Genomic DNA, 22,186 nt, shown 5'->3' with positions numbered 1-22,186 from the left:
ATGCACCTGCTGCTTGCCCAGAAAGGTTCGATATCCGATGGCGACGAGGCGGTCGACCTCGGCCAGACGCCGGGTGACATCGTCTTCCTGACGGCGGCGGACACGGAACTCGCCGGCCTTGCCAAGGCGCGCGCAACACTGGGCGAGGCGGCGCCAGCCGTGCGGCTGGCAAATCTCATGGAATTGCGCCATCCCATGTCCGTCGACACCTATATCGAGCGGACAGCCCGCCACGCCAGGCTGATCATCGTTCGGGCGCTTGGCGGGGCCAGCTATTTTTCCTACGCGCTGGAAGCTCTGAACGCGGCAGCCGTCGGGCAGGGCGCAATGTTCGCCGCTCTGCCGGGTGACGACAAGCCGGACCCTGGACTGGCGAATTTCAACACGCTGCCGGCTAAGGATGTCGACGCGCTGTGGCACTATCTCGTCGAAGGCGGCGCGCACAATGCGGTTTCCTTTCTCGAATATTGCGCGGCATTGCTACACGGCTCTGAACGGCCCACGGCGGCGGTGCCGCTCTTGAAATCCGGATTGTGGTGGCCGGGCAGCGAAAACCCGTCATTCGACGATGTGGTACCGCAGGACGATGGACGGCCGGTTGTGCCGATCTGCTTCTATCGCGCGCTGGTGCAGAGCGGGCAGACCCAGCCTGTCGAAGCGCTGATCAAGGCCTTGCAGGATCAGGGCATGCAGCCCTTGCCGATCTTCGTTTCCAGCCTCAAGGACCCGGTGTCGGTCGCGACGGTCGAAACGCTTTTTGCCCGGCATGCGCCGGATGTCGTTATCAATGCGACCGGTTTCGCCGTGTCGTCCCCCGGTGGCGCGCGCAAGCCAACGGTTCTGGAATCGACGGGCGCGGTGGTGCTCCAGGCAATCTTTTCAGGCTCCACGCATGAAACCTGGCGGGCATCGGCACAAGGGCTGACGGCACGCGATCTCGCCATGAACGTGGCGCTTCCGGAAGTGGACGGACGCGTGCTCAGCCGTGCCGTGTCGTTCAAGTCGGCCGCCTTTTTCGACGAAGCGGTCCAGGCCAATATCGTGACTCACGAACCGCTCGCCGACCGTGTCGCCTTTGTCGCGCGGCTTGCCTCCGGCTGGGCCCGGCTGCGGCGTCGGCCGGACAAGGAGCGCCGTGTCGCGCTGATCATGGCGAACTATCCCAACCGCGACGGGCGGCTCGGCAACGGTGTCGGGCTCGATACGCCGGCCGGAACGGTGGAAGTGCTGCGCGCGATGGCCGGGGCGGGATACGCTGTCGAAAATGTGCCCGGTGACGGTGATGCGCTGATGCGTCATCTGATGGCCGGCCCGACCAATGCGGCGGTCGACGCACGGGATATCCGGGAAACGCTCAATCTCGAGGCTTACCGTCTTTTCTTTTCCGGCCTGCCGCAGGCCGTTCGCGAAGCCGTGCATGCGCGGTGGGGCGAGCCGGAGGACGATCCCTATTTCCTCGCCCGGCGCTCGGCTTTTGCGCTGCCGCTTTCCCGCTTCGGCAATGTCATGGTCGGTATTCAGCCGGCGCGCGGCTACAATATCGATCCGAAGGAGAGCTATCACTGCCCGGATCTGGTGCCGCCGCATGGCTACTTCGCATTCTACGCGTTTCTGCGCGAAGAATTCGGCGCCGATGCGCTCGTTCACATGGGCAAGCACGGCAATCTCGAATGGCTGCCCGGAAAGGCGCTGGCACTCTCCGACGCCTGTTATCCGGAGGCGCTGCTCGGCGCCGTGCCACATCTCTACCCGTTTATCGTCAATGATCCGGGCGAGGGCACGCAGGCCAAACGGCGCAGCGCGGCCGTCATTATCGATCATCTGACGCCGCCATTGACGCGCGCCGAAAGCTACGGGCCGCTCAAGGACCTTGAGGCGCTGGTCGACGAATATTACGAGGCGGCAGGTGGAGACCCCAGGCGCTTGCGCCTGCTGAAGGGGCAGATCCTCGATCTTGTCAGGGATATCGGCCTCGACACGGATGCCGGCATCTCCGAAAAGGACGGTGACGAGGCAGCGCTGGAAAAGCTCGATGCCTATCTGTGCGACCTGAAGGAAATGCAGATCCGCGACGGCCTGCATATCTTCGGCAAAGCCCCCGAGGGAAGGCTGCTCGACGATCTGGTCTGTGCCCTTGCGCGCGTTCCGCGCGGTCTTGGGGGAAGGGGCGATGCCAGCCTTCAGCGCGCCATAGCCGATGATCTCGGTCTCGGTTTCGATCCACTCGACTGCGAAATGGCACAACCATGGACCGGGCCGCGACCGGACATACTTGCCGATCTCAGTGGGGACCCGTGGCGGACGGCCGGCGACACGGTCGAGCGTGTGGAGCTTGCCGCCCAGCGCCTCGTACCGGGTGAGGTTGCATGCCCCGAGAGCTGGAAGGCGACAGCCGCCGTGCTCGCCGAAATCGATGATCGTCTGCGCCCCGCTGTCGAGCGCTCCGGAAGGGCCGAGATCGACGGCTTGATGGAGGGGCTTTCCGGCCGTTTCGTCGAGCCTGGCCCTTCGGGCGCGCCGACGCGCGGTCGCCCGGATGTGCTGCCGACAGGGCGCAATTTCTATTCGGTCGACAGCCGCAGTGTACCGACGCCGGCTGCCTGGGAACTTGGCAGGAAGTCCGCCGAGATGCTGATCGCCCGTTATACGCAGGACAATGGCGAATGGCCGACCTCCTTCGGGCTGACCGCCTGGGGCACATCGAACATGCGCACCGGCGGCGACGATATCGCCCAGGCGCTGGCGCTGATCGGCGTCAAGCCCGTCTGGGACCATGCATCGCGGCGCGTGACCGGCTACGAGGTCATTCCGAATGCGGTTCTGGGGCGGCCGCGCGTCGATGTGACGCTGCGCATATCGGGTTTTTTCCGTGACGCGTTTCCGGATCAGATCGCGCTTTTCGACAAGGCCGTGCGGGCGGTCGGCGCTTTGGATGAAGACGATGGGGACAATCCGATCGCGGCGCGCATGCGATCCGACAGGGATGCGCTTGTTGCATCCGGCGCCAACGAGTCCGCCGCCATTGAACGGGCCGGCTATCGCGTCTTCGGATCGAAGCCCGGCGCCTATGGCGCCGGCCTGCAGGCGCTGATCGACGAGAAGGGCTGGGAAACGCAGTCGGATCTCGCCGAGGCCTATCTGGTCTGGGGCGGCTATGCCTATGGCGCCCATGCGGAGGGCAGGGCCGAACGACAGCAATTCGAAACGCGGCTGCGCTCCGTCGAAGCTGTCGTGCAGAACCAGGACAACCGCGAGCACGACCTGCTCGACAGCGACGATTACTACCAGTTCGAGGGCGGCATGACGGCGGCGGTCGAAACGCTCTCCGGCGCGCGCCCATCCATCTACCACAATGACCATTCAAGGCCCGAAAGGCCGGTCATCCGGACGCTGGACGAGGAAATCGCCCGGGTGGTGCGCGGCCGGGTTGTCAATCCCAAATGGATTGCCGGCGTCATGCGGCACGGCTACAAAGGCGCTTTCGAGATCGCCGCCACGGTCGATTATCTCTTTGCCTTCGCGGCAACGACGGGCGCGGTGCGCGATCATCATTTCGAGGCTGTCTATCAGGCCTTCATCATGGACGATGCCGTGCGCGAATTCATCGAGGAACACAATCCGCCGGCATTGTGCGAAATGGCGGGGCGCCTCAAGGAGGCGATCGAGCGTGGCCTGTGGACGCCGCGCTCGAATTCGGCGCGGTTCGGACTGCAGGCGCTGGCCGGCAAAACGGAGGAAAGGCTTTCGGGACATGGCTGAAAAATCGGAAAAACTGAAAAACCTATCGGAAGAGGAACTCAATGCGCGCCACGCCGAGAAGATGAAGAAGAAGAAGGCGGCACGCGACAAGATCATCGCCACCAAGACCATCGAGAAGGGCCTGACGATCGTCCATACCGGCAAGGGCAAGGGCAAATCCACCGCCGCCTTCGGTATGATCTTCCGGGCGATCGGCAACGACATGAAAGTCGGGGTCGTGCAGTTCGTGAAGGGCAAATGGGGCACTGGCGAGCGCAAGGTGCTGGAAGCCTTTCCGGACCAGGTGACGCTGGCGACAATGGGCGAGGGCTTCACCTGGGAGACCCAGGACCGCCAGCGCGACATCGAGGCGGCGCGCCAGGCCTGGGAAAAGGCCAGGGAAATGATCCTCGACGACGTGCACGACATGGTGCTGTGCGACGAGCTCAACATCGTGCTGCGCTACGACTACCTGCCGGTCGACGAGATCATCGAGACCCTGAAACAGAAACCGGAGATGAAGCATGTCATCATCACCGGCCGCAACGCCAAGGACGAACTGATCGATTTCGCCGACCTCGTGACCGAGATGGAAATGGTCAAGCACCCGTTCCGGTCGGGCGTGAAAGCACAGGTCGGGATCGAGTTTTAGGCTGGATCTCATTGAGCGGGGCAGCGAGAAAAGCAAATGTGATGAATGCTTTACTTGCCTTGATCGACGGCTCATCAAAATTGGTTGCTACACGTCAAAAGAACCTTTTGATGCGGTCACTGCCGCCTCCAGTTGAGATTCGTCCTGTAACCAGAACCTAACATAGCCAGGTCTGTCGTCGCGAATATCCAAACTGCCAGTCAGAGAATCCAGTACGCTAGTTTTTCTGACATGAACACAAAACTGTTGGTTACGGTTTTGAATCGTTAGAGCAAGGAAGTTTTTGGGGTAAGTTACCCACTTCCTGTGCTTTCCTTCTCGAAGTCTATCATTTGAAAAATCTCGTACGCGCGAAAGAAATTTCTTGCCAAGTTCGACGATTTTAGGTGGCAGAGCCTCCGCTTCGCAGGCTGCTATAAATGCTTGATCTCCAAAAGTGGGATTTTGTTGTGAGATCATAGCACTTCTTTGAGTCGCAAAGCTATCAGGCTTCTTTTTTGAACTTGATAATTTGTCAGTTGAAGCTTCCCGATCAATGGCGATGCAGTCTTCATTGTCACCAAGCAAAAGCACACTTGCTTTGTCTATTGGGAACGTTAGGAAGTTTTTGTCTTCAGAAAGCTTCCAGTTCTGCAATGAGATGACGGACCTCCCATGCGCACGCGCAAGCGGTTTTCCCAAAAACTGTAGGTCTTTGGGGGTGGCCTCAACTTTCCATACGCCAAATCCAGCATTATCGAGTATCCGGACGCGTCCACTTAGTTCCATCATTCACTCCGTGAGTTTCTTCAGAGTTAAGATTAATCTAAAATCTGAATTTTTCAAGTTTAGATTTTTCTAAGAAGTGAATTAGATTTTTCTGGTGTTGTTAATCGGACAAGCGGGCGTGAAATGAAAGATGCGTATTGAACTGCCCAGACTGAACCGGAAATTTACCACGCGGTCGTTCAGGCAGCTTATAAAATTTGCAATTTGCAACGCGCCCCACCAAATCAGGGTATCAGGACGATTTTACCGGCATTGCCGTTTTGAAGCACCAGTTCATGCGCCTTGGCGGCATCGGCCAGCGGCAGCTCGCGACCCACGACGGGGTGAATTGAGCCGTCGGCAGCATCGGCCAGAATATCCTTCATGATCGCTGCCAACTGCTCTTGCGTCACGTTCCAGAGCATGATGCCGCGAATATCCAGTTCCTTGGCCATCGCCATGCGCGGGTTGATCTCGATCTCGCCCCGGTTGCCGATGACGATAATGCGTCCGTGCAGAGCGGCGATCTCCATGTCCGCCGCGAGGTTCACATTGGCAAGCATTTCCAGAATGAGATCCGGCCCGTTGCCGCCATTCGCCGCAATGACGGCATCGAGATAATTGTCGTCCGTATGATTGACGGCGTGGTCCGCGCCCTGGCTCATGACCAGGTCCATGCCCGCGCTCGATCCGGCGCTGCCGATGACTTTGAGGCCCGCGCGCTTTGCAAGCTGGATCGCGGACGTGCCCACCGATCCGCTGGCCCCGTGTATGAAAACGGTCTCGCCGGCTTTCGCTCCGCCGCGTTCGAAGAGGGCGTAGTGCGCCGTCGGGTACGAGACCCCGAAGGTCGCCGCCGCCGCATAGCTGACCGAATCGGGAATGCGCGTCACATGAGCGGACGGGCGTCTTGCCAGTTCCGCATAGCATCCGGTGAAATCAAGGCCAACCGAGACACCGGTGAAAACCCGGTCGCCCGGCTTGAAATCCGTGACATTGTCGCCGACCGCAACGATGTCGCCGGCCGCATCGCCTCCGGGGATGCAGGGCAGGTCCGGCGGAATGCGATAGGTGCCGGTGCGCATATATGTATCGGCCGGATTGATGCCGATGGCCCTGACGCGAAAGACCACGTCATCGGGACCCGGCACCGGATCCTCCACCTCTTCCAACCGAAGGACTTCCGGCCCGCCAAACTCATGGAATCGAACGGCTTTCATTGTGTTTTCTCCTCTGGAGCGGGATCGGTGGAGCTTGTCCTGTCGTCAGTTGGCGCAGCGGATGCTGACGCCGTGCGCGGGAAAGTCAAGGCGAAATGCTGTTCGCACTACTCATCGCCTTCAATGTAGGCCGCGAAAGCGTCGGCATAGTCCGGATGCCAGCGGCTGAGCGGCGGGCGGTTCTCGATGATGTCGCCGATCGCCCAGGCAATGCGTTTTTCATCGAGCGGTCGCGGAACGTCATTGTCGGGGCAAAGGATGTAGAAATCGCCGCGGTTCACACTGTCGATGAAGAAATCCGCCGTCTGCTCGGCCGTCCATGCGGCGGGCGGTTTTTCGGCAAGCCCGATCATTCCCGTATGAACGAAGCCCGGGATGAGAAGGTGCGCGGTGATCTGGCAGTTCTCGGTGTTGCGAAACTCATAGGCAAGCGCTTCGGTGAAGGCCTTGAGCGCCGCCTTGGAGACATTGTAGGCCGGATTGCCGGGAGGCGTGGTGATGCCCTGTTTGGAACCGGTGTTGATGATCGCGCCGGGCCGTCCGCGCGCGATCATGCCGGGCGCGAAGACCTGTGTGCCGTGGACCGCGCCCCAGAGATTGACGTCGAGCGTCGACTGCCAGGCTTCAAGCGGGCCGAGGCAGGATGAGCGCATGCCGATCCCGGCATTGTTCATAAGAATGTCCGTGCCGCCAAAGCGGTTTGTCACCTCGGCTTCCAGCGCCTCGACCTGTGCGCGGTCGGAGATGTCGGTTGCCGCCGTCATCACGTCCGATGCACCGGCTGCACGCAGGGCGCTTTCGGCATCGGCCAGCTTGTCTTCGGCACGATCGACGATCGCCAGGCACATGCCCATGCCCGCGAACTTCGTTGCCGAAGCCAGGCCGATCCCCGATGCGCCTCCGGTAATGACGGCGACGGAATCTGAGTTGAATGCGGGGTGGGTCATCGCGCTTTCTCCTTTTTCGCAGTTAAACTAGTGGCCGGTGCGGGGAGGGCAACAGGGAACTGATTGAAAGCACCGGGCTTGGTCGCAGGATTGCAGCGGCCCGGCCATTTCTCGACGACGGAGCTTTGAATGCGTCTGACGCTATCGTCTGCGTTGTGGCGACTATCCGACTCGCGTAGTCTGTCGCCATGACATCACCGATGACGAGACGCTCTGTTGTTGCCTATTTGGGCGCGGTTACATCGTTGCTCGGACTGTGCAATGGCACCTCTGTCCTTGCAGGCCCCGCCGGCCGCGAGATCGAGCGTCTAGTCGTTAAGATCGACGAGATTTCCGGAGCGCTGCGTGGCGAGCTTATCTCCGTGGCCGACTGGCGCGCGGGCATCGATGACCTGACGTCCAGGGTTTCCGAGACAGAGCTGATGCAAGCCATCGATTTTGACCGGCTTGCATCGCGGATTGGATTTGCCGATCTTGGCGTTTCAACCGCGCGCATAAGGTTCGGCGCCGGTCAGGGCAGGACCCTCAGCTTTGTGCCGAAGCTGTTTGCGGTCGACACGGGCAGATCGATTATTCCGCACGGACACGCGAACATGGTCTCGGCCCACCTGCCGTTGACCGGTGCTTTCAGGCTTCGTCAATATGATCAGGTCTCTCGCGACACGCAGTCGCTTGTCGTGCGACCGACGGTGGAGCGGAGGATCACGGCGGGCGACCTGTCGTCAATCGGCGAGGACGAGGACAATGTGCATTGGTTCATTGCCGAAGAGCCGTCACATACTTTCGACATCATCGTGACCGGCCTCGACGATCGGACAGAACATTCCTACGAGATTTTCAACCTGGACATGGAGGCGGCCGAGGTGCGGACCGACGGCACAATGCGGGTGCCTCGAATGTCGGTCGCCGACGCTCTGAACAAATACGGTTGAAGCGAAGAGATGCACGGTCTGAGCGGGTGGATTATCGGTTGCATGCCGGTTCCGTGTTCCGTCTGTTTCTCGAGGCTGAACAGCGACTATTTCCCTATGGCGTTGATTTGTCGCGACCGAATGAACGCGATGATATTTTGGAGCCGGCCATTCAGAAAAGGCTGCTCGAACCGACAAGCGAGCTTCGAAAGGCAATTCGATGAAGGAATTCAAGGTCAATCCAGAATTTGCCATAACAGATGAACAAAGGCTTCGAAGTCTGTTTCAGGCGCAACATACCCTGGCCATTCAGAAGTGTCAGAGCGCGCTCGCCAAATATGCGCAGGCCTTTATCAGGCGCTCGCCATTTATATGTATCGGCACGCAGAATTCGGATGGGAAAGCGGATGTCAGCCCTCGCGGAGACCCGGTTGGCTTTGTCAAAGTCCTTGATCAACACACGTTGGCGATCCCTGATCGGCCCGGCAATAACCGTCTCGATACAATGGTCAATATCCTTTCCAACCCAAGCGTTGGACTATTGTTCATCGTTCCCGGATTTGACGATACGCTGCGTGTGAACGGGCAGGCCAGCCTGGTGAACGATCCCGAAATCCTCGAAGGCATGCGTGTTAATGACCGCATTCCCAAAATCGCAATCGTGGTAAAAGTTGATACCGTTTTCATGCATTGTGCCAAGGCATTTCGGCGCTCTCAATTGTGGAACCCGGATCATTTTCAAAATCGCGACGAAATGCCGTCGCTTGTGAAAATCATTCTGGATCAAACGACGGGTGCGCCAAGCGATGACGATGAGATGCGAAAATTGGATGACCAACTGGAAGATCAGTACAAGAAGACCCTTTACTGACAATCAGTGAAAGCATCGGCGCGCGTGGCGATGACACGGATTGTGAATGACGTCCGGGCATTGGGTCCTTGGTAAGGAACGCAGCATAGCTTTCCTTTTTGATCTGTAACTCGATTTCCGTGGGCAAACAAACGACCCAGGCTCGCGATATCGTGTCGCTTTCGTCTCGTAATCCGCCGCGAATATGTTTGACGCCGATTGGTGCTTTGCCTACAAAGATTTAAGCGTGTGACGGCGCCCGATTAAATGCGGGCTGAGAGAAATTCCGGTGCGGCCGACCCAAACAGGGGGCTCATTCCGGAGCTGTCCAGACCGGGCCGGCGGGCTTTGCCCTCCGCGGCGTTTCGTGCACGACAAATGCCAGCGGGGTGATCGGGATGACACGCATATTCAGTGTTCTTGCAGCATTCATTTTTTCGTCGGGCACGGCCCATGCCCATGCCGGCCATGTCGGTGAACTTGCCGGACACGCCCACTGGGTTGGGCTGGCAGCCGTGCTGGGCGCGGCCGCGCTTGCGGCGCTGGTGGCCAAGGCCGGAAAGAGGAAGCCGGCCGATGAAGAAGAGCCCGATGCCGAAGAGGCCGATGATCAGGCCGAAGGCGTGCAGGCATGAGCGTGCAGGACAAACTCGGCATCATGGTCTGCGGTCACGGCAGCCGCAACCAGAACGCGGCGCGTGAATTCGCCAAGGTCGCCGAAGGGCTCAAGAAACGTTATCCGCAGACTCCGGTCGAATACGGTTATCTGGAATTCTGCAATCCGGTGATTCATTCCGGTCTCGACAAGCTGCGCGACCGGGGTGTGACGCGCGTTCTGGCGGTTCCGGGCATGCTGTTTGCCGCAGGTCATGCGAAGAACGATATTCCGTCGGTGCTCAACACCTACCAGGCGCAAAATCCGGGCATGAGCATCGAATATGGCCGTGAACTTGGTGTCGATCTGAAGATGATCCGCGCTGCCGGCGCGCGCATTCAGGAGGCCGTGGATGCCGCCAATGCGGCAAATGGCGAGGTCGCGCTGCAGGAGACGCTGCTCATGGTCGTCGGCCGCGGTGCGTCCGATCCGGACGCCAACTCCAACGTTTCCAAGGTCATGCGCATGCTCTGGGAGGGCATGGGCTTCGGGTGGGCGGAAACCTGCTATTCGGGTGTTACCTTTCCTCTGGTCGAACCCGGGCTGCGGCACGCCGCAAAGCTCGGCTATCGCCGTATTATCGTCTTTCCCTATTTCCTGTTCACCGGCGTTCTGGTGAAGCGCATCTACAGCTATACCGACCAGGTTGCGGCGGATTTCCCGGACATCGAATTCGTCAAGGCGGGCTACCTCAACGATCATGAATTGGTGCTCGACACGTTCCAGGACCGCGTTGAGGAGACACGCGTCGGCCAGGCGCTGATGAACTGCCAGATGTGCAAATACCGCGAACAGGTGCTCGGCTTCGAAGCCGAGGTCGGGCTTGCCCAGGAAAGCCACCATCATCATGTCGAAGGGATCGGCGGCGGGCTGGAAAACTGCCCTTGCGAGGGCGATTGCGACGCCTCCTGCCGTGACGAGGCCTTCTGCCGGGAGCACGGCCTGCCGTGGACGCCGCTGCACGACCACAGCCACGATCATGACCATCACGAGCATGATCATCACCACCATCACCATGGCCACGATCATCATCACCACCCGTATCCGCATGCGGATCATCCGCACGGACCGGTGTCGATGAAGAAGCCGAAATGACATGGCGGCGGTTCCGGACCATATCCGCGATCCGGCGGAGATCTATCGCCTGAGCTTCGAGACAATCCGCCGCGAGGCCGATTTGTCGCCTTTTTCCAATGGATTGGAAGATGTTGCTGTAAGGTTGATTCATGCCTGCGGGATGGTCGACATCGTCGATGATCTCGTCATGAGCAGCGATGCAGCCGAAGCCGGAAAGGCGGCGTTGCGGAGGGGCCGGCCGATTGTCTGCGATGTCGAGATGGTGCGCAACGGCATCATGCGGCGCCTGCTTCCGGAAGGGTTGCCGGTTTTGTGCGGCCTGTCAGACGCGCGGACGCCGGACCTTGCGCGGCAATTGGGGACCACGCGCTCTGCCGCTGCTTTCGAACTGCTGTCGGAAGAGATTGCGGGCGGGATCGTCGCGGTTGGCAATGCGCCGACGGCGCTGTTTCACCTGCTTGAGATGATCGAGCGTGGCGCCGAGCCGCCGGCGCTGATTGTCGGCATCCCTGTCGGTTTTGTCGGAGCCGCCGAATCGAAAGATGCGCTGATCGCAAATGCCAAAATTCCTTATGTCACGGTGCGCGGGCGCCGCGGCGGCAGTGCCATGGCGGCGGCTGTGGTCAATGCGATTGGCGGAGGACTTGACGCATGAGTGAAGGCGCGGAACGGGCCTGGCTGACCATTCTGGGCATCGGCGATGACGGGATGAATTCCCTTACGCCACCGGCCTTGGCCCTGATGAAGTCAGCAAGAACCCTCGTTGCGCCGCAGCGTGTGCTGGACAGTTTGGACCCGTCGTCGCTCGGCCTGGAGAACAGCGAGATCGTGCCCTGGACGATGGGCGTTGGGCCGACGCTCGAATTCCTGGCGGCGCGGCGCGGCACGCCGGTGACGATCCTTGCGACGGGCGATCCCATGCATTTCGGCATCGGCGCCACCATGCGGCGGACCATCGATGCCGATGAGATGCTGGTCATTCCCTCGCCCTCGGGTTTTTCCCTGGCGGCGGCGCGCATGGGCTGGAGCCTTTCCGATGTCGCCTGCATCTCCCTGCACGGGCGCGCGGCGGCGGGCCTGCAGCCGCATATCCTGCCGGCAAACCGCATCCTGTCCCTGACCTCTGTCGGACGGACAATTCACGAAGCCGCGCAATTGCTGGTCTCGCGCGGCTATGGCGGTTCGCGGCTGACCGTGCTTGAGCATATGGGCGGAAAAGCCGAACGGACCGTCGCGCTGACCGCGGACGAGGCCGGCGCCTTCGATGCCGACAATCCGCGATTTGCCGATTTCAACGTTTTGGCCATCGAATGCGTGGCGGGTGAGGGCGTTTCGATCCTGCCGTGTGTGCCCGGCTTGCCGGACGACGCGTTCGTCCATGATGGGCAACTCACCAAACGGGAAGTGCGCGCGATTACGCTGTCGGCCCTGCAACCCTGTCCGCATGGGGTTCTATGGGATGTCGGCGCCGGCTGCGGTTCTGTGTCGATCGAATGGATGCGCGCCGCGCTCGGGGCAAAGGCGGTGGCCATCGAGGCCGAGTCCGAGCGCCGTGCCATGATCGGCGAAAACGCCACCCGGCTTGGAACGCCGCGTCTCAACATCGTCTGGGGACGCGCGCCGGACGAACTTGCAGATCTCGACGCGCCCGATGCCGTTTTCATCGGAGGCGGGCTGGCCGAACAAGGTGTGTTCGAAGCCTGCTGGCAGGCGCTCAAGCCGGGCGGACGTCTGGTCGCCAACACGGTGACGCTGGAAAACGAGGCGCGCCTGGCGCAGCTCCATGCCGAATATGGCGGGAGCCTGACCCGCGTCGCCGTCTCTCGGGCAAAGGATATCGGCCGGTATCGCGGCTGGAAGCCGTTCATGCCGGTCACCCAATGGGCGGTGCAGAAAGCCTGGGGGGAGCCATGACGGGCACGCTTTACGGGCTTGGCGTGGGACCGGGCGATCCCGAACTTCTGACGCTGAAGGCACTGCGTCTTCTGCGGGCCTGCCCGGTGGTTGCCTATCCGGCCCCGGACACCGGGCAGAGTTTCGCCCGCTCGATCGCGTCCGGATATCTCAGCGCCGAACAGACGGAGTATCCGATCGTCGTGCCGATGCGCATCGAGCGTTTTCCGGCGCAGGACATCTATGATGTCGCGGCGCGGGACCTTTCCCGTGTCCTTCAGGATGGGCAGGACGTTGCCGTGCTTTGCGAGGGCGATCCGTTCTTCTACGGCTCGTTCATGTATCTTTATGAGCGGCTTGCCGGGCGGTTCCCCTGCGAGATCGTTCCCGGCGTGTCCTCGGTCATGGCGGGCGCGGCGGCGCTGGGGCGGCCCCTGGCGGCGCGCAATGATGTCCTGACAGTGATCCCCGGTCCCTTGCCCGATTCGGAGATCTCCGACCGGCTAGCGGCGGCGGATGCCGTTGCCATCATCAAGATCGGCCGGCACTTCAAGCGTATCAGAACCTTGCTGGAGCGCGAGGGTCTGACCGGGAGCGCTGGATATCTGGAGCGCATCTCGCTGGCGCAGGAACGCATCCTGCCGCTCGCGGAGGCCGAGGGTTCGGCTCCTTATTTTTCGATGATCCTGGTCTACAAGGGCGCGGAAAACTGGATTACCAACCTGCCGGTCGAAAGCAGCCAAATCGCCGCAAATGTGTCGGAGCGCGCATCATGAAACCGGCCGTCGTCATATTGAGCAAATCCGCGTTGCCCGTCGCACGAAAAGTGGCCGCTGCGGTCGATGGCGAGATCCACGGCGCGCGTGCGCGGGCGGAAGGCGTCGCGGTTCCGTTTGAAAGCGCCTCCGCCCATATCGCCGCCCTGTTCAAGGCCGGTCGTCCCATCGTCGGCCTGATGGCAAGCGGTGCGTTGATCCGCCTGCTGGCGCCGCATCTATCCGACAAGCATGCGGAGCCGCCGGTGCTTGCGGTTTCCGAAGACGGGCAGAGCGTCGTGCCGTTGCTTGGCGGTCATCACGGCGCCAATGCACTTGCTCAGACGATCGCCGAAGCGCTTGGCGCGCATGCGGCTATCACCACCGCCGGCGACCTGCGCTTCGGCGTGGCGCTGGATGCACCGCCGGAGGGCTATGTGCTCCTGAATCCGCAGGCTGCCAAACCGGTGATGGCCGATCTTGTCGCAGGCGAAACCGCCAGGCTGAAAGGTTCCGCCGCGTGGATCGAACAATCCGGCATTCCGCTGGACGAAAACGGTCCGGTTACGCTTACCGTGACCGATCAGGTCCAGCAGCCCGGGGACAAGGAACTGGTCTATGCGCCCGGAACCCTGTGTCTTGGCATGGGGTGCGAGCGCGGAACGGAGCCGGAAGAAGCGGTTGCCCTTGCCGCAAGCGCTCTTCGCGAGGCCGGTCTTGCACCGCAGGCCGTTGCCGGCGTGTTCTCGATCGATCTGAAGGCTGACGAGGCGGCCATTCACGCTGTCGCCGATCATTTCGGCGTGCCGGCTCTGTTCTTCGATGCTGCAATGCTCGAAGCCGAGGCCGGCCGGCTTGAAAATCCGTCCGATGTGGTCTTTGCCGAGGTCGGATGTCACGGGGTGGCCGAGGGCGCGGCGCTGGCGGCCGCTGGTCAGTCCGGCCAGCTCGTCGTCGCCAAACGCAAATCGCGCCGCGCCACCTGTGCCGTTGCCCGCGCCACGGAACCTGTCGAAGTGAGCAGCACGGGCCGGGCGCGCGGCACACTCTTTATCGTCGGCATCGGGCCGGGCAGCGAAGCATGGCGTTCGCCGGAAGTCACCGATCTCGTCGCGAGGTCGACCGACCTCGTCGGCTATTCGCTCTATCTCGATTTGCTCGGTGCTCTGGCGGAAGGCAAGGCACGCCACGATTTCGATCTCGGCAAGGAAGAGGCGCGCGTGCGCCATGCCATGGAACTGGCCGGCGAGGGCCGGACAGTCTGCCTTGTGTGTTCGGGCGATGCGGGTATCTACGCCATGGCGACGCTGGCTTTCGAATTGCTCGACAAGGGCGGTGCGGATGGTGATGCGCCGGGCCTGAGCGATGCGGCGCGTCGCATCAACATCGCCGTCTCACCCGGCATCTCGGCATTGCAGGCCGCCGCCGCGCGCGCCGGTGCGCCGCTGGGGCATGATTTCTGCACGATTTCGCTGTCGGACCTGCTGACACCCTGGCCGGATATCCAGCGACGCGTGAAGGCGGCGAGCGAGGGCGATTTCGTCATTGCCTTCTACAATCCTGTCTCGAAACGACGGCGCACCCAGCTTGCCCATGCGCGCGACGTGCTCCTCGAACACCGTCCGCCGGATACGCCCGTGATCCTGGCGACCAATCTTGGCCGTGAGGGCGAGACGGTGCGGATCGTTCCGCTTGGCGAACTGCGGGTCGACGATGTCGACATGCTGACGGTGGTCATTGTCGGCTCGTCCCAGAGCCGCACGGTCAAGACCGGAGACGGCCGGACCTGGGTCTATACGCCCCGCGGTTATGCAGCCAAGGAAGGCAGTGTCATGGGCGACAAGGAGGCGGCCGAATGACGGTCTATTTCATCGGTGCGGGCCCCGGTGCGTCCGATCTTATCACGGTGCGCGGCCAGAGGCTGGTGGAGCGTTGTCCGGTCTGTCTTTATGCGGGATCGCTTGTGCCGCCCGAGATCGTCGCTTCCGCGCCCGCCGACGCGCTGGTCATGGACACGGCCCCGATGCATCTCGACATGATTGTCGAGGAGATCAGGAAAGCCCATGGCAAAGGCAAGGACGTTGCGCGGGTGCATTCGGGCGATCCGTCGATCTATGGCGCTATTGCCGAGCAGATGCGCCGCCTTGATGCGCTCGGGATCGATTACGAGGTGGTGCCTGGCGTTCCTGCATTTGCGGGCGTTGCCGCGAAACTGAAAACGGAGCTGACACTGCCGGAAATCGCCCAGACGGTGATCCTGACCCGAACCGGCATGAAGGCGTCCTCGATGCCGGAAGGCGAACAGCTCGAAATCCTCGGGCAGTCCGGGGCGACGCTGGCGATCCATCTTTCGATCCGCAATCTCGATTATGTCCGCGAAGCGCTGGCCCCGCACTATGGCGAGGACTGCCCGGTTGTGATTGCCTATCGCGCGACCTGGCCGGACGAACTTTATCTGCGCACGACGCTTGGAGAGATGAAATCGGAGGCCCGCAAGGCCAAGCTGACCCGCACCGCGCTGATCATGGTCGGGCCGGTTCTCGGCGAGGTGCAGTTCCGCGATTCGGCCCTTTACGACGCCGGTTTTGCGCATGTGCTGCGCAATGCCGGAAAGAAGAAGAACCGCGCGGACGCTTAGGTGATGTCGGCCAGTAGCGCATCGACGGTGGGATATGACCGGTCATCCGGCGTATCGGGCCGTTCGATCATGATGACCGGCAGGCCAAGGTCCCGGGCGGCGATCAGCTTGGCGTATGCGCCTTGCCCGCCGGAGTTTCGGCAGACGATATGCGTCACACCATATGTGCGCAGCAATTCGGCCTCGGTGCCAGGATCGGCGGACGGCTTGCCGATCACCAGATCGCAGGACCGGAAGGGCAAGGGCCTTTCAGGCGGATCGACCATTCTTGCGATGAAATGGACATCGGTGCGCTGCGCAAATCCATCGATGTGTTGGCGCCCGAGCGCAAGGAACACGCGGGCCGATGGGGGAATGGCCGTGCATGCTTCGTCAACGGACGCGACCGGAAACCAGTGGTCGCCATCGACGGCGGTCCATGCGGGGCGGCGCAGCGTCATGAGCGGAATTCCGGATATGACCGCTGCCTCGACCGCGTTGTGCGAGATCGTGTCGGCAAAGGGGTGGGTTGCGTCGACGAGCAGTTCGAAAGCTTCGCTGCGCAGGAAGTCGGCCAGCCCCTGGGCACCACCGAAACCGCCGATGCGCGTTTCTCCCGCCGGCATTTCGGGCGCCGCCGTGCGCCCGGCGAGGGACGTCACGACACGCGATACGCCGAGTTCGGTCAGCCGACCGGCGAGTTCCGCCGCCTCCTTTGTCCCGCCGAGGATCAGGATTGATTCAGGGGTAACGGGCAAGAATATTTCCCTTCCTGTCCGTCAAGACAACATCGACTGCAATCTCGGCTCCGCGCAGCACTTCGGTGGCTTTTTCGCATGCCAGGCGGGCGACCGGATGCGCAAGGTCGATTTCTCTTTCTCTCGTTATTTCAAGAGCTTCAAGTGCGGTGTTGGCATTAAGAATCCGCTCTTTGAGCCGCGCATCGGTTCGATCGTCGGGAACAAGGCCGGCAAGGAATTCCATGTCGACTTGGCTGCGGCTGGAATGAAGGTCCATGGCGCCTTGCGCGAGCTTGGTCAGTTTGGCGAAGCCGCCGGCTATGGTCAGACGCTCCACCGGATGGCGGCGCAGATATTTCAGAAGACCGCCGGCAAAGTCGCCCATGTCGAGGAGGGCGATTTCCGGCAGGTCGTAGATTTTCTGCGCGGCCGCCTCGGATGTCGAACCGGTGGCGCCCAGAACATGGGTCAGTCCGGCGGCGCGCGCCACGTCGATGCCGCGGTGAATCGAGTGGATCCAGGCGGAACAGGAAAAGGGCTGGACGATGCCCGTCGTTCCAAGAATGGAGAGGCCGCCGACGATGCCGAGCCGCGGGTTCCAGGTTTTCTGAGCAAGGGCTTCGCCACCCGGTACGGAGATGGTGATGCCGACATCGGCGGGCAGCCCGTGGTCGGCGCAGGTTTCATCGACGATGTCCGTCATCATCTGGCGCGGCACCGGATTGATCGCCGGCTCGCCGACATCCAAGGGAAGGCCGGGCAGGGTAACCGTTCCGACGCCGTCGCCGGCCGAAAAGCGAATGCCGGACCCGGGCGGCAGCGGGCGGACGCTGGCAATGATGGTTGCGCCATGGGTCACATCCGGATCGTCACCGGCATCCTTGACGATGCCGGCGGACGCATAGCCGTCGCCAAGGGTCTCGAAGGCCAGCGGAAAGGCCGGTTCCTGGCCCTTCGGAAGGATGATGGAGACGGGATCGGGAAATTCGCCCGTTATCAGGGCCGAGAGCGCCGCCTTCGTCGCGGCCGTCGCGCAGGCGCCCGTTGTCCAGCCGCGGCGCAGCGGCGTCGGTTCGGGCACAGATTCGGCGGGTGTTTCACTCATGCAGCTTTTATAAACGGTTTGCCCGCCGTGGTGAATCATTTGAACGCCGACTTTGGGCGGCACACATGCGAAGGAGTGCAGCCATGACCGATGCGCTTCTGGAAGGATTTCCGGCCATGGAGCCCGGATGCGTCTGGCTGGTCGGGGCGGGGCCGGGCGATCCGGGACTGCTGACGCTGCACGCCGCCAATGCCATCCGTTCGGCTGATGTGATCGTCTATGACGCGCTGGTCAATGCGGCATGCCTCGATCTGGCGCGGGACGATGCCGTGCTCGAATATGCAGGCAAGCGCGGCGGCAAACCCTCCGCCAAGCAACGCGATATTTCCTTGCGGCTGGTCGAGCTGGCGCGCGAGGGAAAAAGGGTGTTGCGCTTGAAGGGAGGCGATCCGTTCGTCTTCGGTCGCGGCGGCGAGGAAGCGCTGACATTGATCGATCACAATGTTCCGTTCCGCGTTGTCCCTGGGGTGACCGCCGGGATCGGCGGGCTTGCCTATGCCGGCATTCCGGTTACCCATCGCGACGTCAATCACAGCGTTACCTTCCTGACCGGTCACGATTCCAGCGGCATCGTGCCCGATCGTATCGACTGGAACAGCGTTGCGAAGGGATCGCCGGTGATCGTCATGTATATGGCGATGCGGCACATTGCGACGATCACCACCCGCCTTGTCGAGGCAGGCCGAGATCCGCTGGAGCCGGTGGCCATTGTCTGCAACGCGACCACCGATCAGCAGCAGGTTCTCGAAACGACGCTCGAACAGGCCGAGGAAGATATGGCGGTCGCCGGGCTCTCGCCGCCGGCAATCGTTGTCGTGGGCGGCGTGGTCCCGATGCGCCGGACGCTCGACTGGCTCGGACGGGACGGCAAGGAATGAGCGGCCTGCTGATCGCATCGCCGATGTCGGGATCGGGCAAGACGACGGTCACGCTCGGCCTGCTGCGTGCGCTTTCCCGACGTGGGGTGGCAACAGCGCCGGCGAAGGCAGGTCCGGACTATATCGATCCGGCCTTCCACGCGGCAGCCAGCGGAAGCGCTTGCCTGAATTTCGATCCCTGGGCGATGCGAAACGATCTTCTGCTCGCAAATGCGAGCCTTGCCGCGCGCGGCGAACGTGTCCTGGTCGTTGAAGCAATGATGGGACTTTTCGATGCCGCCTCCGACGGTACCGGTGCCGCGGCCGATCTTGCCGAACTTCTGAAGCTGCCCGTCATCTTCGTGGTCAATTGTGAGAAGATGTCCCATTCGGTCGCCGCGCTTGTGCAGGGCTACGGCCGGTTCCGGCCGAATGTCATGATCGCCGGCGTTATCCTCAACAATGTCGCCAGCGACCGGCACGAGGCCATGTTGCGCGCGGCGCTTGACGGCATCGGCATGGATGTGTTCGGCATCATCCGCCGCGATGATGCCCTGTCATTGCCGGAACGGCATCTCGGCCTTGTCCAGGCCGGTGAACATGGCGCGCTCGAGGCGTTTATCGAAAAAGCGGCGGAGCGCATCGAAACCGGATGCGATCTGGACGCCATTCTGGCGGCTTCGACGGCCCTTGGCGATGCGGATACGGTCTCGAATATCGAGAGGCTGGCTCCACCCGGCCAACATGTGGCGGTGGCGCGCGACATCGCGTTTGCCTTTTCCTATGAGCATCTCCTGGCCGGATGGCGGCGGCGCGGCGCGGAAATCTCCTTCTTTTCACCGCTCGCCGATGAGGGTCCCAGGGCCGATTGCGATGCGATCTGTCTGCCTGGCGGATATCCGGAACTTCATGCCGGCAAGCTTGCCGCTGCGAACCACTTCAGAGAAACGATGGCCAAGGCCGCTGAAGAGGGCAAACCGGTTTACGGGGAATGTGGCGGCTATATGGTTCTCGGCGATGCGCTGATCGATGCCGATGGCGAAAATCACGCCGTGTTGGGCCTGTTGCCTTTGACGACCAGCTTCGCGAAAAAGAAGCTGCATCTGGGCTATCGGCGCGCAAAGGCGCTGCAACCATTCATCTGGAACATGCCGCTGACGGCCCATGAATTCCACTATGCCACAATCGTCGATGAAGGTGCCGCCGAGCCGCTTTTTGCCGTCAGCGATGCCAGTGGCAACGATCTTGGCCATGCGGGCCTGCGGTGCGGTTCCGTGTCCGGCTCGTTCCTTCATCTCATCGATCTTGCCGGGGCGACAAAGTGACGGGCACCGTGGAACATGGCGGCGCCCTTGCGCGGGCGATCGCTGAATATGGCGGCGAGCCCGGCGACTGGATCGATCTCTCCACCGGCATCAACCCCAATCCGGTGCCTTTGCCGGACCTGCCGGTGCAGTTCTGGTCGCGTCTTCCGGATGAAGATCTGTTCGAGCAGGCCAGCCGTGCGGCGGCCATCGGCTATGGAAGCGCGGAAAACATCCGCCCGCTTCCCGTTGCCGGCACGCAAAGCGTGATCCAGTTGCTGCCGCAGCTTTTTGACGGCGATATCGCGATATTCGGACCGACCTATGAGGAATACCGGTCGCGGTTCCAGCGGGCCGGACGTGCGGTCGATCTGGTCGCGCGCGTTGAAGACATCAATGACAGCCACCGGCTGGTCATCTTGGTCAATCCGAACAATCCGGATGGGCGCATTGTGCCGCGCGATGAGGTTCTGCGACTGGCCGACCGGCTTGCGGAGCAGGGCGGCTTTCTTGTGGTGGACGAAGCCTTTGCGGATCTTTGCCCCGAATGCAGCGTTGCGGGCGATGCCGGCCGGCAATCCAACCTCATTGTGTTCCGCTCATTTGGCAAATTCTTCGGACTGGCCGGGCTGCGGCTGGGTTTCGTGCTGGCGGCACCTTCCATCTGCGGCGCAATTCGCGACGGGCAGGGGCCGTGGGCGGTTTCCGGGCCGGCACTGGGCATCGCCGGGTCCGTCTTGCCGGACAGACAATTGCGAAACCGCATCGAGGATCGAATTCGCAGGCGACATGCGGCCCTTCACGGGGTTTTGGAAGAAGCCGATCTCACGATCGCCGGCGGAACGCCGCTTTTCATGCTGGTCGACGATGATCGCGCCACAGCGCTTCACAGCCATCTCTGCCGGTACCGGATCCTGACACGAAAATTCCACTACGAACCGCACTGGCTGCGGATCGGCCTGTGCCGGGACAGGGATGAAGAGGCGCGGTTGCGTGAGGCGCTCGCCGCATTCAACGGCCCCGGCGGGGAATGAGGCGGCTCTGTGGAGATGCATCTTGCCATACTCACCGTGGCGCTGCTGGCGGACCGTTTCATGGGCGATCCGCAATGGCTGTGGGAGCGGTTCAGACACCCTGTCGTGCTGTTCGGAAGCGCCATCGACCTGGCCGACCGTCTTGGCAACCGGTCTTCCGAAAGCGAATCAATACGGCGCCGCAATGGCCTGATTGCAATACTGATTTTGTTGCTGCTTGCTATCGCGATCGGATGGGTTCTTTCGCGAATATTCGAGCATATCGGTGCCGTCGGATTCGTTCTTGAAGTCGCTGTGGTGACCGTCCTGCTGGCGCAGAAAAGCCTTGGCGACCACGTCGTTCGTGTTGCCGAAGCACTGCGCAATGAAGGGCTTGCCGGCGGGCGCGATGCCGTTTCTCGCATTGTCGGCCGTGATCCGGACAGTCTGGATGAGGACGCAATCTGCCGCGCGGCGATCGAAAGCCTGGCGGAGAACTTCTCCGATGGCGTTGTCGCGCCGGCTCTGTGGTACGCGGTCTTCGGCTTGCCGGGCATTCTTCTTTACAAAATGCTCAATACGGCCGATTCCATGATCGGTCACAAGAACGAACGGTATCGGGATTTCGGGCGGGCATCCGCGCGGCTCGATGATCTGGCGAACTGGCCCGCGGCGCGCCTGTCGGCTTTGCTGATCGCTGGCGGGGCTTTTTCGGTCAAGGGCTGGCGTGCGGCGAAGCGGGCCGTTGACGTTGCCTTGCGCGATGCGGCACTGCACCGTTCGCCGAATGCGGGATGGCCGGAATGCGCCATGGCCGGGGCGCTCGATCTCGCGCTTGCCGGTGCACGCGTCTATGGCGGCGAGATTGTTCGCGAACCGTTTTTGAATGCCGCCGGTCGGCGGCAGGCCGAAGCAGCTGACATCGATACGGCGGTGAAGGTGTTTTATACAGCCTGTGCCGTCTTGACCGGCCTTTCCGCAGTATTGTTCCTGTTATTGTGATATTTCTTACATCCGCTTCCCGCATATTTTTCCCAAACTGAAACAACGGCTCCGCACGGGGCGGTTCTTCATTTGGCTCTTGATGCCAATACTTGTGCACGGA

20 protein-coding genes are annotated in these 22,186 nt (G+C 61.7%); 15 read left to right on the top strand and 5 right to left on the bottom strand.

Going from position 1 to position 22,186, the window contains the following annotated elements:
- Together cobN and cobO are read left to right on the top strand one after the other, a co-directional pair.
- Window positions 1-3,759 carry a cobaltochelatase subunit CobN gene (gene cobN, locus OOZ53_RS04900; RefSeq protein ID WP_271088206.1) on the top strand — a complete coding sequence of 1,253 codons (3,759 nt, stop codon included), beginning with the start codon at window positions 1-3 and terminating at the stop codon, window positions 3,757-3,759.
- Window positions 3,752-4,390 (top strand): cob(I)yrinic acid a,c-diamide adenosyltransferase, encoded by a 639-nt coding sequence (cobO, locus tag OOZ53_RS04895; protein ID WP_271088205.1) that lies wholly within the window; start codon window positions 3,752-3,754, stop codon window positions 4,388-4,390. Before cobN ends, cobO begins: the two co-directional genes overlap by 8 nt.
- Before the next feature lie 87 nt (window positions 4,391-4,477).
- Here cobO and OOZ53_RS04890 read toward each other — a convergent pair whose 3' ends face one another.
- From OOZ53_RS04890 to OOZ53_RS04880, 3 genes are all read right to left on the bottom strand, one after another.
- Window positions 4,478-5,158 (bottom strand): hypothetical protein, encoded by a 681-nt coding sequence (locus OOZ53_RS04890; RefSeq protein ID WP_271088204.1) that lies wholly within the window; start codon window positions 5,156-5,158, stop codon window positions 4,478-4,480.
- A gap of 224 nt (window positions 5,159-5,382) precedes the next feature.
- Window positions 5,383-6,357: an NADPH:quinone reductase gene (locus tag OOZ53_RS04885; RefSeq protein ID WP_271088203.1), complete on the bottom strand. Its 975-nt coding sequence runs from the start codon at window positions 6,355-6,357 to the stop codon at window positions 5,383-5,385.
- A gap of 107 nt (window positions 6,358-6,464) precedes the next feature.
- Complete coding sequence (locus OOZ53_RS04880; protein ID WP_271088202.1) at window positions 6,465-7,304, bottom strand: SDR family NAD(P)-dependent oxidoreductase; 840 nt, start codon at window positions 7,302-7,304, stop codon at window positions 6,465-6,467.
- 200 nt (window positions 7,305-7,504) lie between these two features.
- Here OOZ53_RS04880 and OOZ53_RS04875 point away from each other — a divergent pair, with 200 nt between their 5' ends.
- From OOZ53_RS04875 to cobM, 9 genes are all read left to right on the top strand, one after another.
- Complete coding sequence (locus tag OOZ53_RS04875; RefSeq protein WP_271088201.1) at window positions 7,505-8,236, top strand: hypothetical protein; 732 nt, start codon at window positions 7,505-7,507, stop codon at window positions 8,234-8,236.
- A gap of 199 nt (window positions 8,237-8,435) precedes the next feature.
- Window positions 8,436-9,086, top strand: coding sequence for a pyridoxamine 5'-phosphate oxidase family protein (locus OOZ53_RS04870; protein WP_271088200.1), 651 nt, complete (start codon window positions 8,436-8,438; stop codon window positions 9,084-9,086).
- Window positions 9,087-9,463: 377 nt separating this feature from the next.
- Window positions 9,464-9,700 carry a DUF6732 family protein gene (locus OOZ53_RS04865; RefSeq protein ID WP_271088199.1) on the top strand — a complete coding sequence of 79 codons (237 nt, stop codon included), beginning with the start codon at window positions 9,464-9,466 and terminating at the stop codon, window positions 9,698-9,700.
- Window positions 9,697-10,815, top strand: coding sequence for a sirohydrochlorin chelatase (locus OOZ53_RS04860; RefSeq protein ID WP_271088198.1), 1,119 nt, complete (start codon window positions 9,697-9,699; stop codon window positions 10,813-10,815). Before OOZ53_RS04865 ends, OOZ53_RS04860 begins: the two co-directional genes overlap by 4 nt.
- 1 nt (window position 10,816) lies before the next feature.
- Window positions 10,817-11,452: a precorrin-8X methylmutase gene (locus OOZ53_RS04855; protein ID WP_271088197.1), complete on the top strand. Its 636-nt coding sequence runs from the start codon at window positions 10,817-10,819 to the stop codon at window positions 11,450-11,452.
- Entirely contained in the window at window positions 11,449-12,711 is a 1,263-nt protein-coding gene (cbiE, locus tag OOZ53_RS04850; protein ID WP_271088196.1) for a precorrin-6y C5,15-methyltransferase (decarboxylating) subunit CbiE, read from the top strand. Before OOZ53_RS04855 ends, cbiE begins: the two co-directional genes overlap by 4 nt.
- Window positions 12,708-13,466, top strand: coding sequence for a precorrin-2 C(20)-methyltransferase (gene cobI / locus OOZ53_RS04845; protein ID WP_271088195.1), 759 nt, complete (start codon window positions 12,708-12,710; stop codon window positions 13,464-13,466). Before cbiE ends, cobI begins: the two co-directional genes overlap by 4 nt.
- Window positions 13,463-15,304, top strand: coding sequence for a precorrin-3B C(17)-methyltransferase (cobJ, locus tag OOZ53_RS04840; protein ID WP_271088194.1), 1,842 nt, complete (start codon window positions 13,463-13,465; stop codon window positions 15,302-15,304). Before cobI ends, cobJ begins: the two co-directional genes overlap by 4 nt.
- Window positions 15,301-16,083, top strand: a complete 783-nt coding sequence (gene cobM / locus OOZ53_RS04835; RefSeq protein WP_271088193.1) for a precorrin-4 C(11)-methyltransferase — start codon at window positions 15,301-15,303, stop codon at window positions 16,081-16,083. Before cobJ ends, cobM begins: the two co-directional genes overlap by 4 nt.
- On the opposite strand, the gene OOZ53_RS04830 is transcribed toward cobM, so the two are convergent.
- Window positions 16,080-16,820, bottom strand: a complete 741-nt coding sequence (locus OOZ53_RS04830; protein WP_271088192.1) for a cobalt-precorrin-6A reductase — start codon at window positions 16,818-16,820, stop codon at window positions 16,080-16,082. The genes cobM and OOZ53_RS04830 overlap by 4 nt on opposite strands.
- Window positions 16,804-17,907 carry a cobalt-precorrin-5B (C(1))-methyltransferase gene (locus OOZ53_RS04825; protein ID WP_271088191.1) on the bottom strand — a complete coding sequence of 368 codons (1,104 nt, stop codon included), beginning with the start codon at window positions 17,905-17,907 and terminating at the stop codon, window positions 16,804-16,806. The genes OOZ53_RS04830 and OOZ53_RS04825 overlap by 17 nt, the downstream gene beginning before the upstream one ends.
- An 83-nt stretch (window positions 17,908-17,990) precedes the next feature.
- On the opposite strand from OOZ53_RS04825, the gene cobA reads away from it, so the two are divergent.
- Genes cobA through cbiB form a run of 4 tightly spaced genes read left to right on the top strand, consistent with a single transcriptional unit; the run spans window position 17,991 to window position 22,083 of the window.
- Window positions 17,991-18,785 (top strand): uroporphyrinogen-III C-methyltransferase, encoded by a 795-nt coding sequence (gene cobA / locus OOZ53_RS04820; RefSeq protein WP_271088190.1) that lies wholly within the window; start codon window positions 17,991-17,993, stop codon window positions 18,783-18,785.
- A complete protein-coding gene (locus OOZ53_RS04815) occupies window positions 18,782-20,089 on the top strand; it encodes a cobyrinic acid a,c-diamide synthase CobB (protein WP_271088189.1) in 1,308 nt (435 codons plus the stop codon). Before cobA ends, OOZ53_RS04815 begins: the two co-directional genes overlap by 4 nt.
- Complete coding sequence (cobD, locus tag OOZ53_RS04810; protein WP_271088188.1) at window positions 20,086-21,102, top strand: threonine-phosphate decarboxylase CobD; 1,017 nt, start codon at window positions 20,086-20,088, stop codon at window positions 21,100-21,102. Before OOZ53_RS04815 ends, cobD begins: the two co-directional genes overlap by 4 nt.
- 15 nt (window positions 21,103-21,117) lie before the next feature.
- Window positions 21,118-22,083, top strand: coding sequence for an adenosylcobinamide-phosphate synthase CbiB (gene cbiB, locus OOZ53_RS04805; protein WP_271088187.1), 966 nt, complete (start codon window positions 21,118-21,120; stop codon window positions 22,081-22,083).
- The last annotated feature ends 103 nt before the right edge of the window (window positions 22,084-22,186 follow it).

Source organism: Allohoeflea poritis (genome assembly GCF_027889715.1).
Lineage (GTDB): Bacteria > Pseudomonadota > Alphaproteobacteria > Rhizobiales > Rhizobiaceae > Hoeflea_A > Hoeflea_A poritis.
Note: the sequence above shows the minus strand (reverse complement) of the source record. Positions and strands in the feature narration are given on the sequence as shown.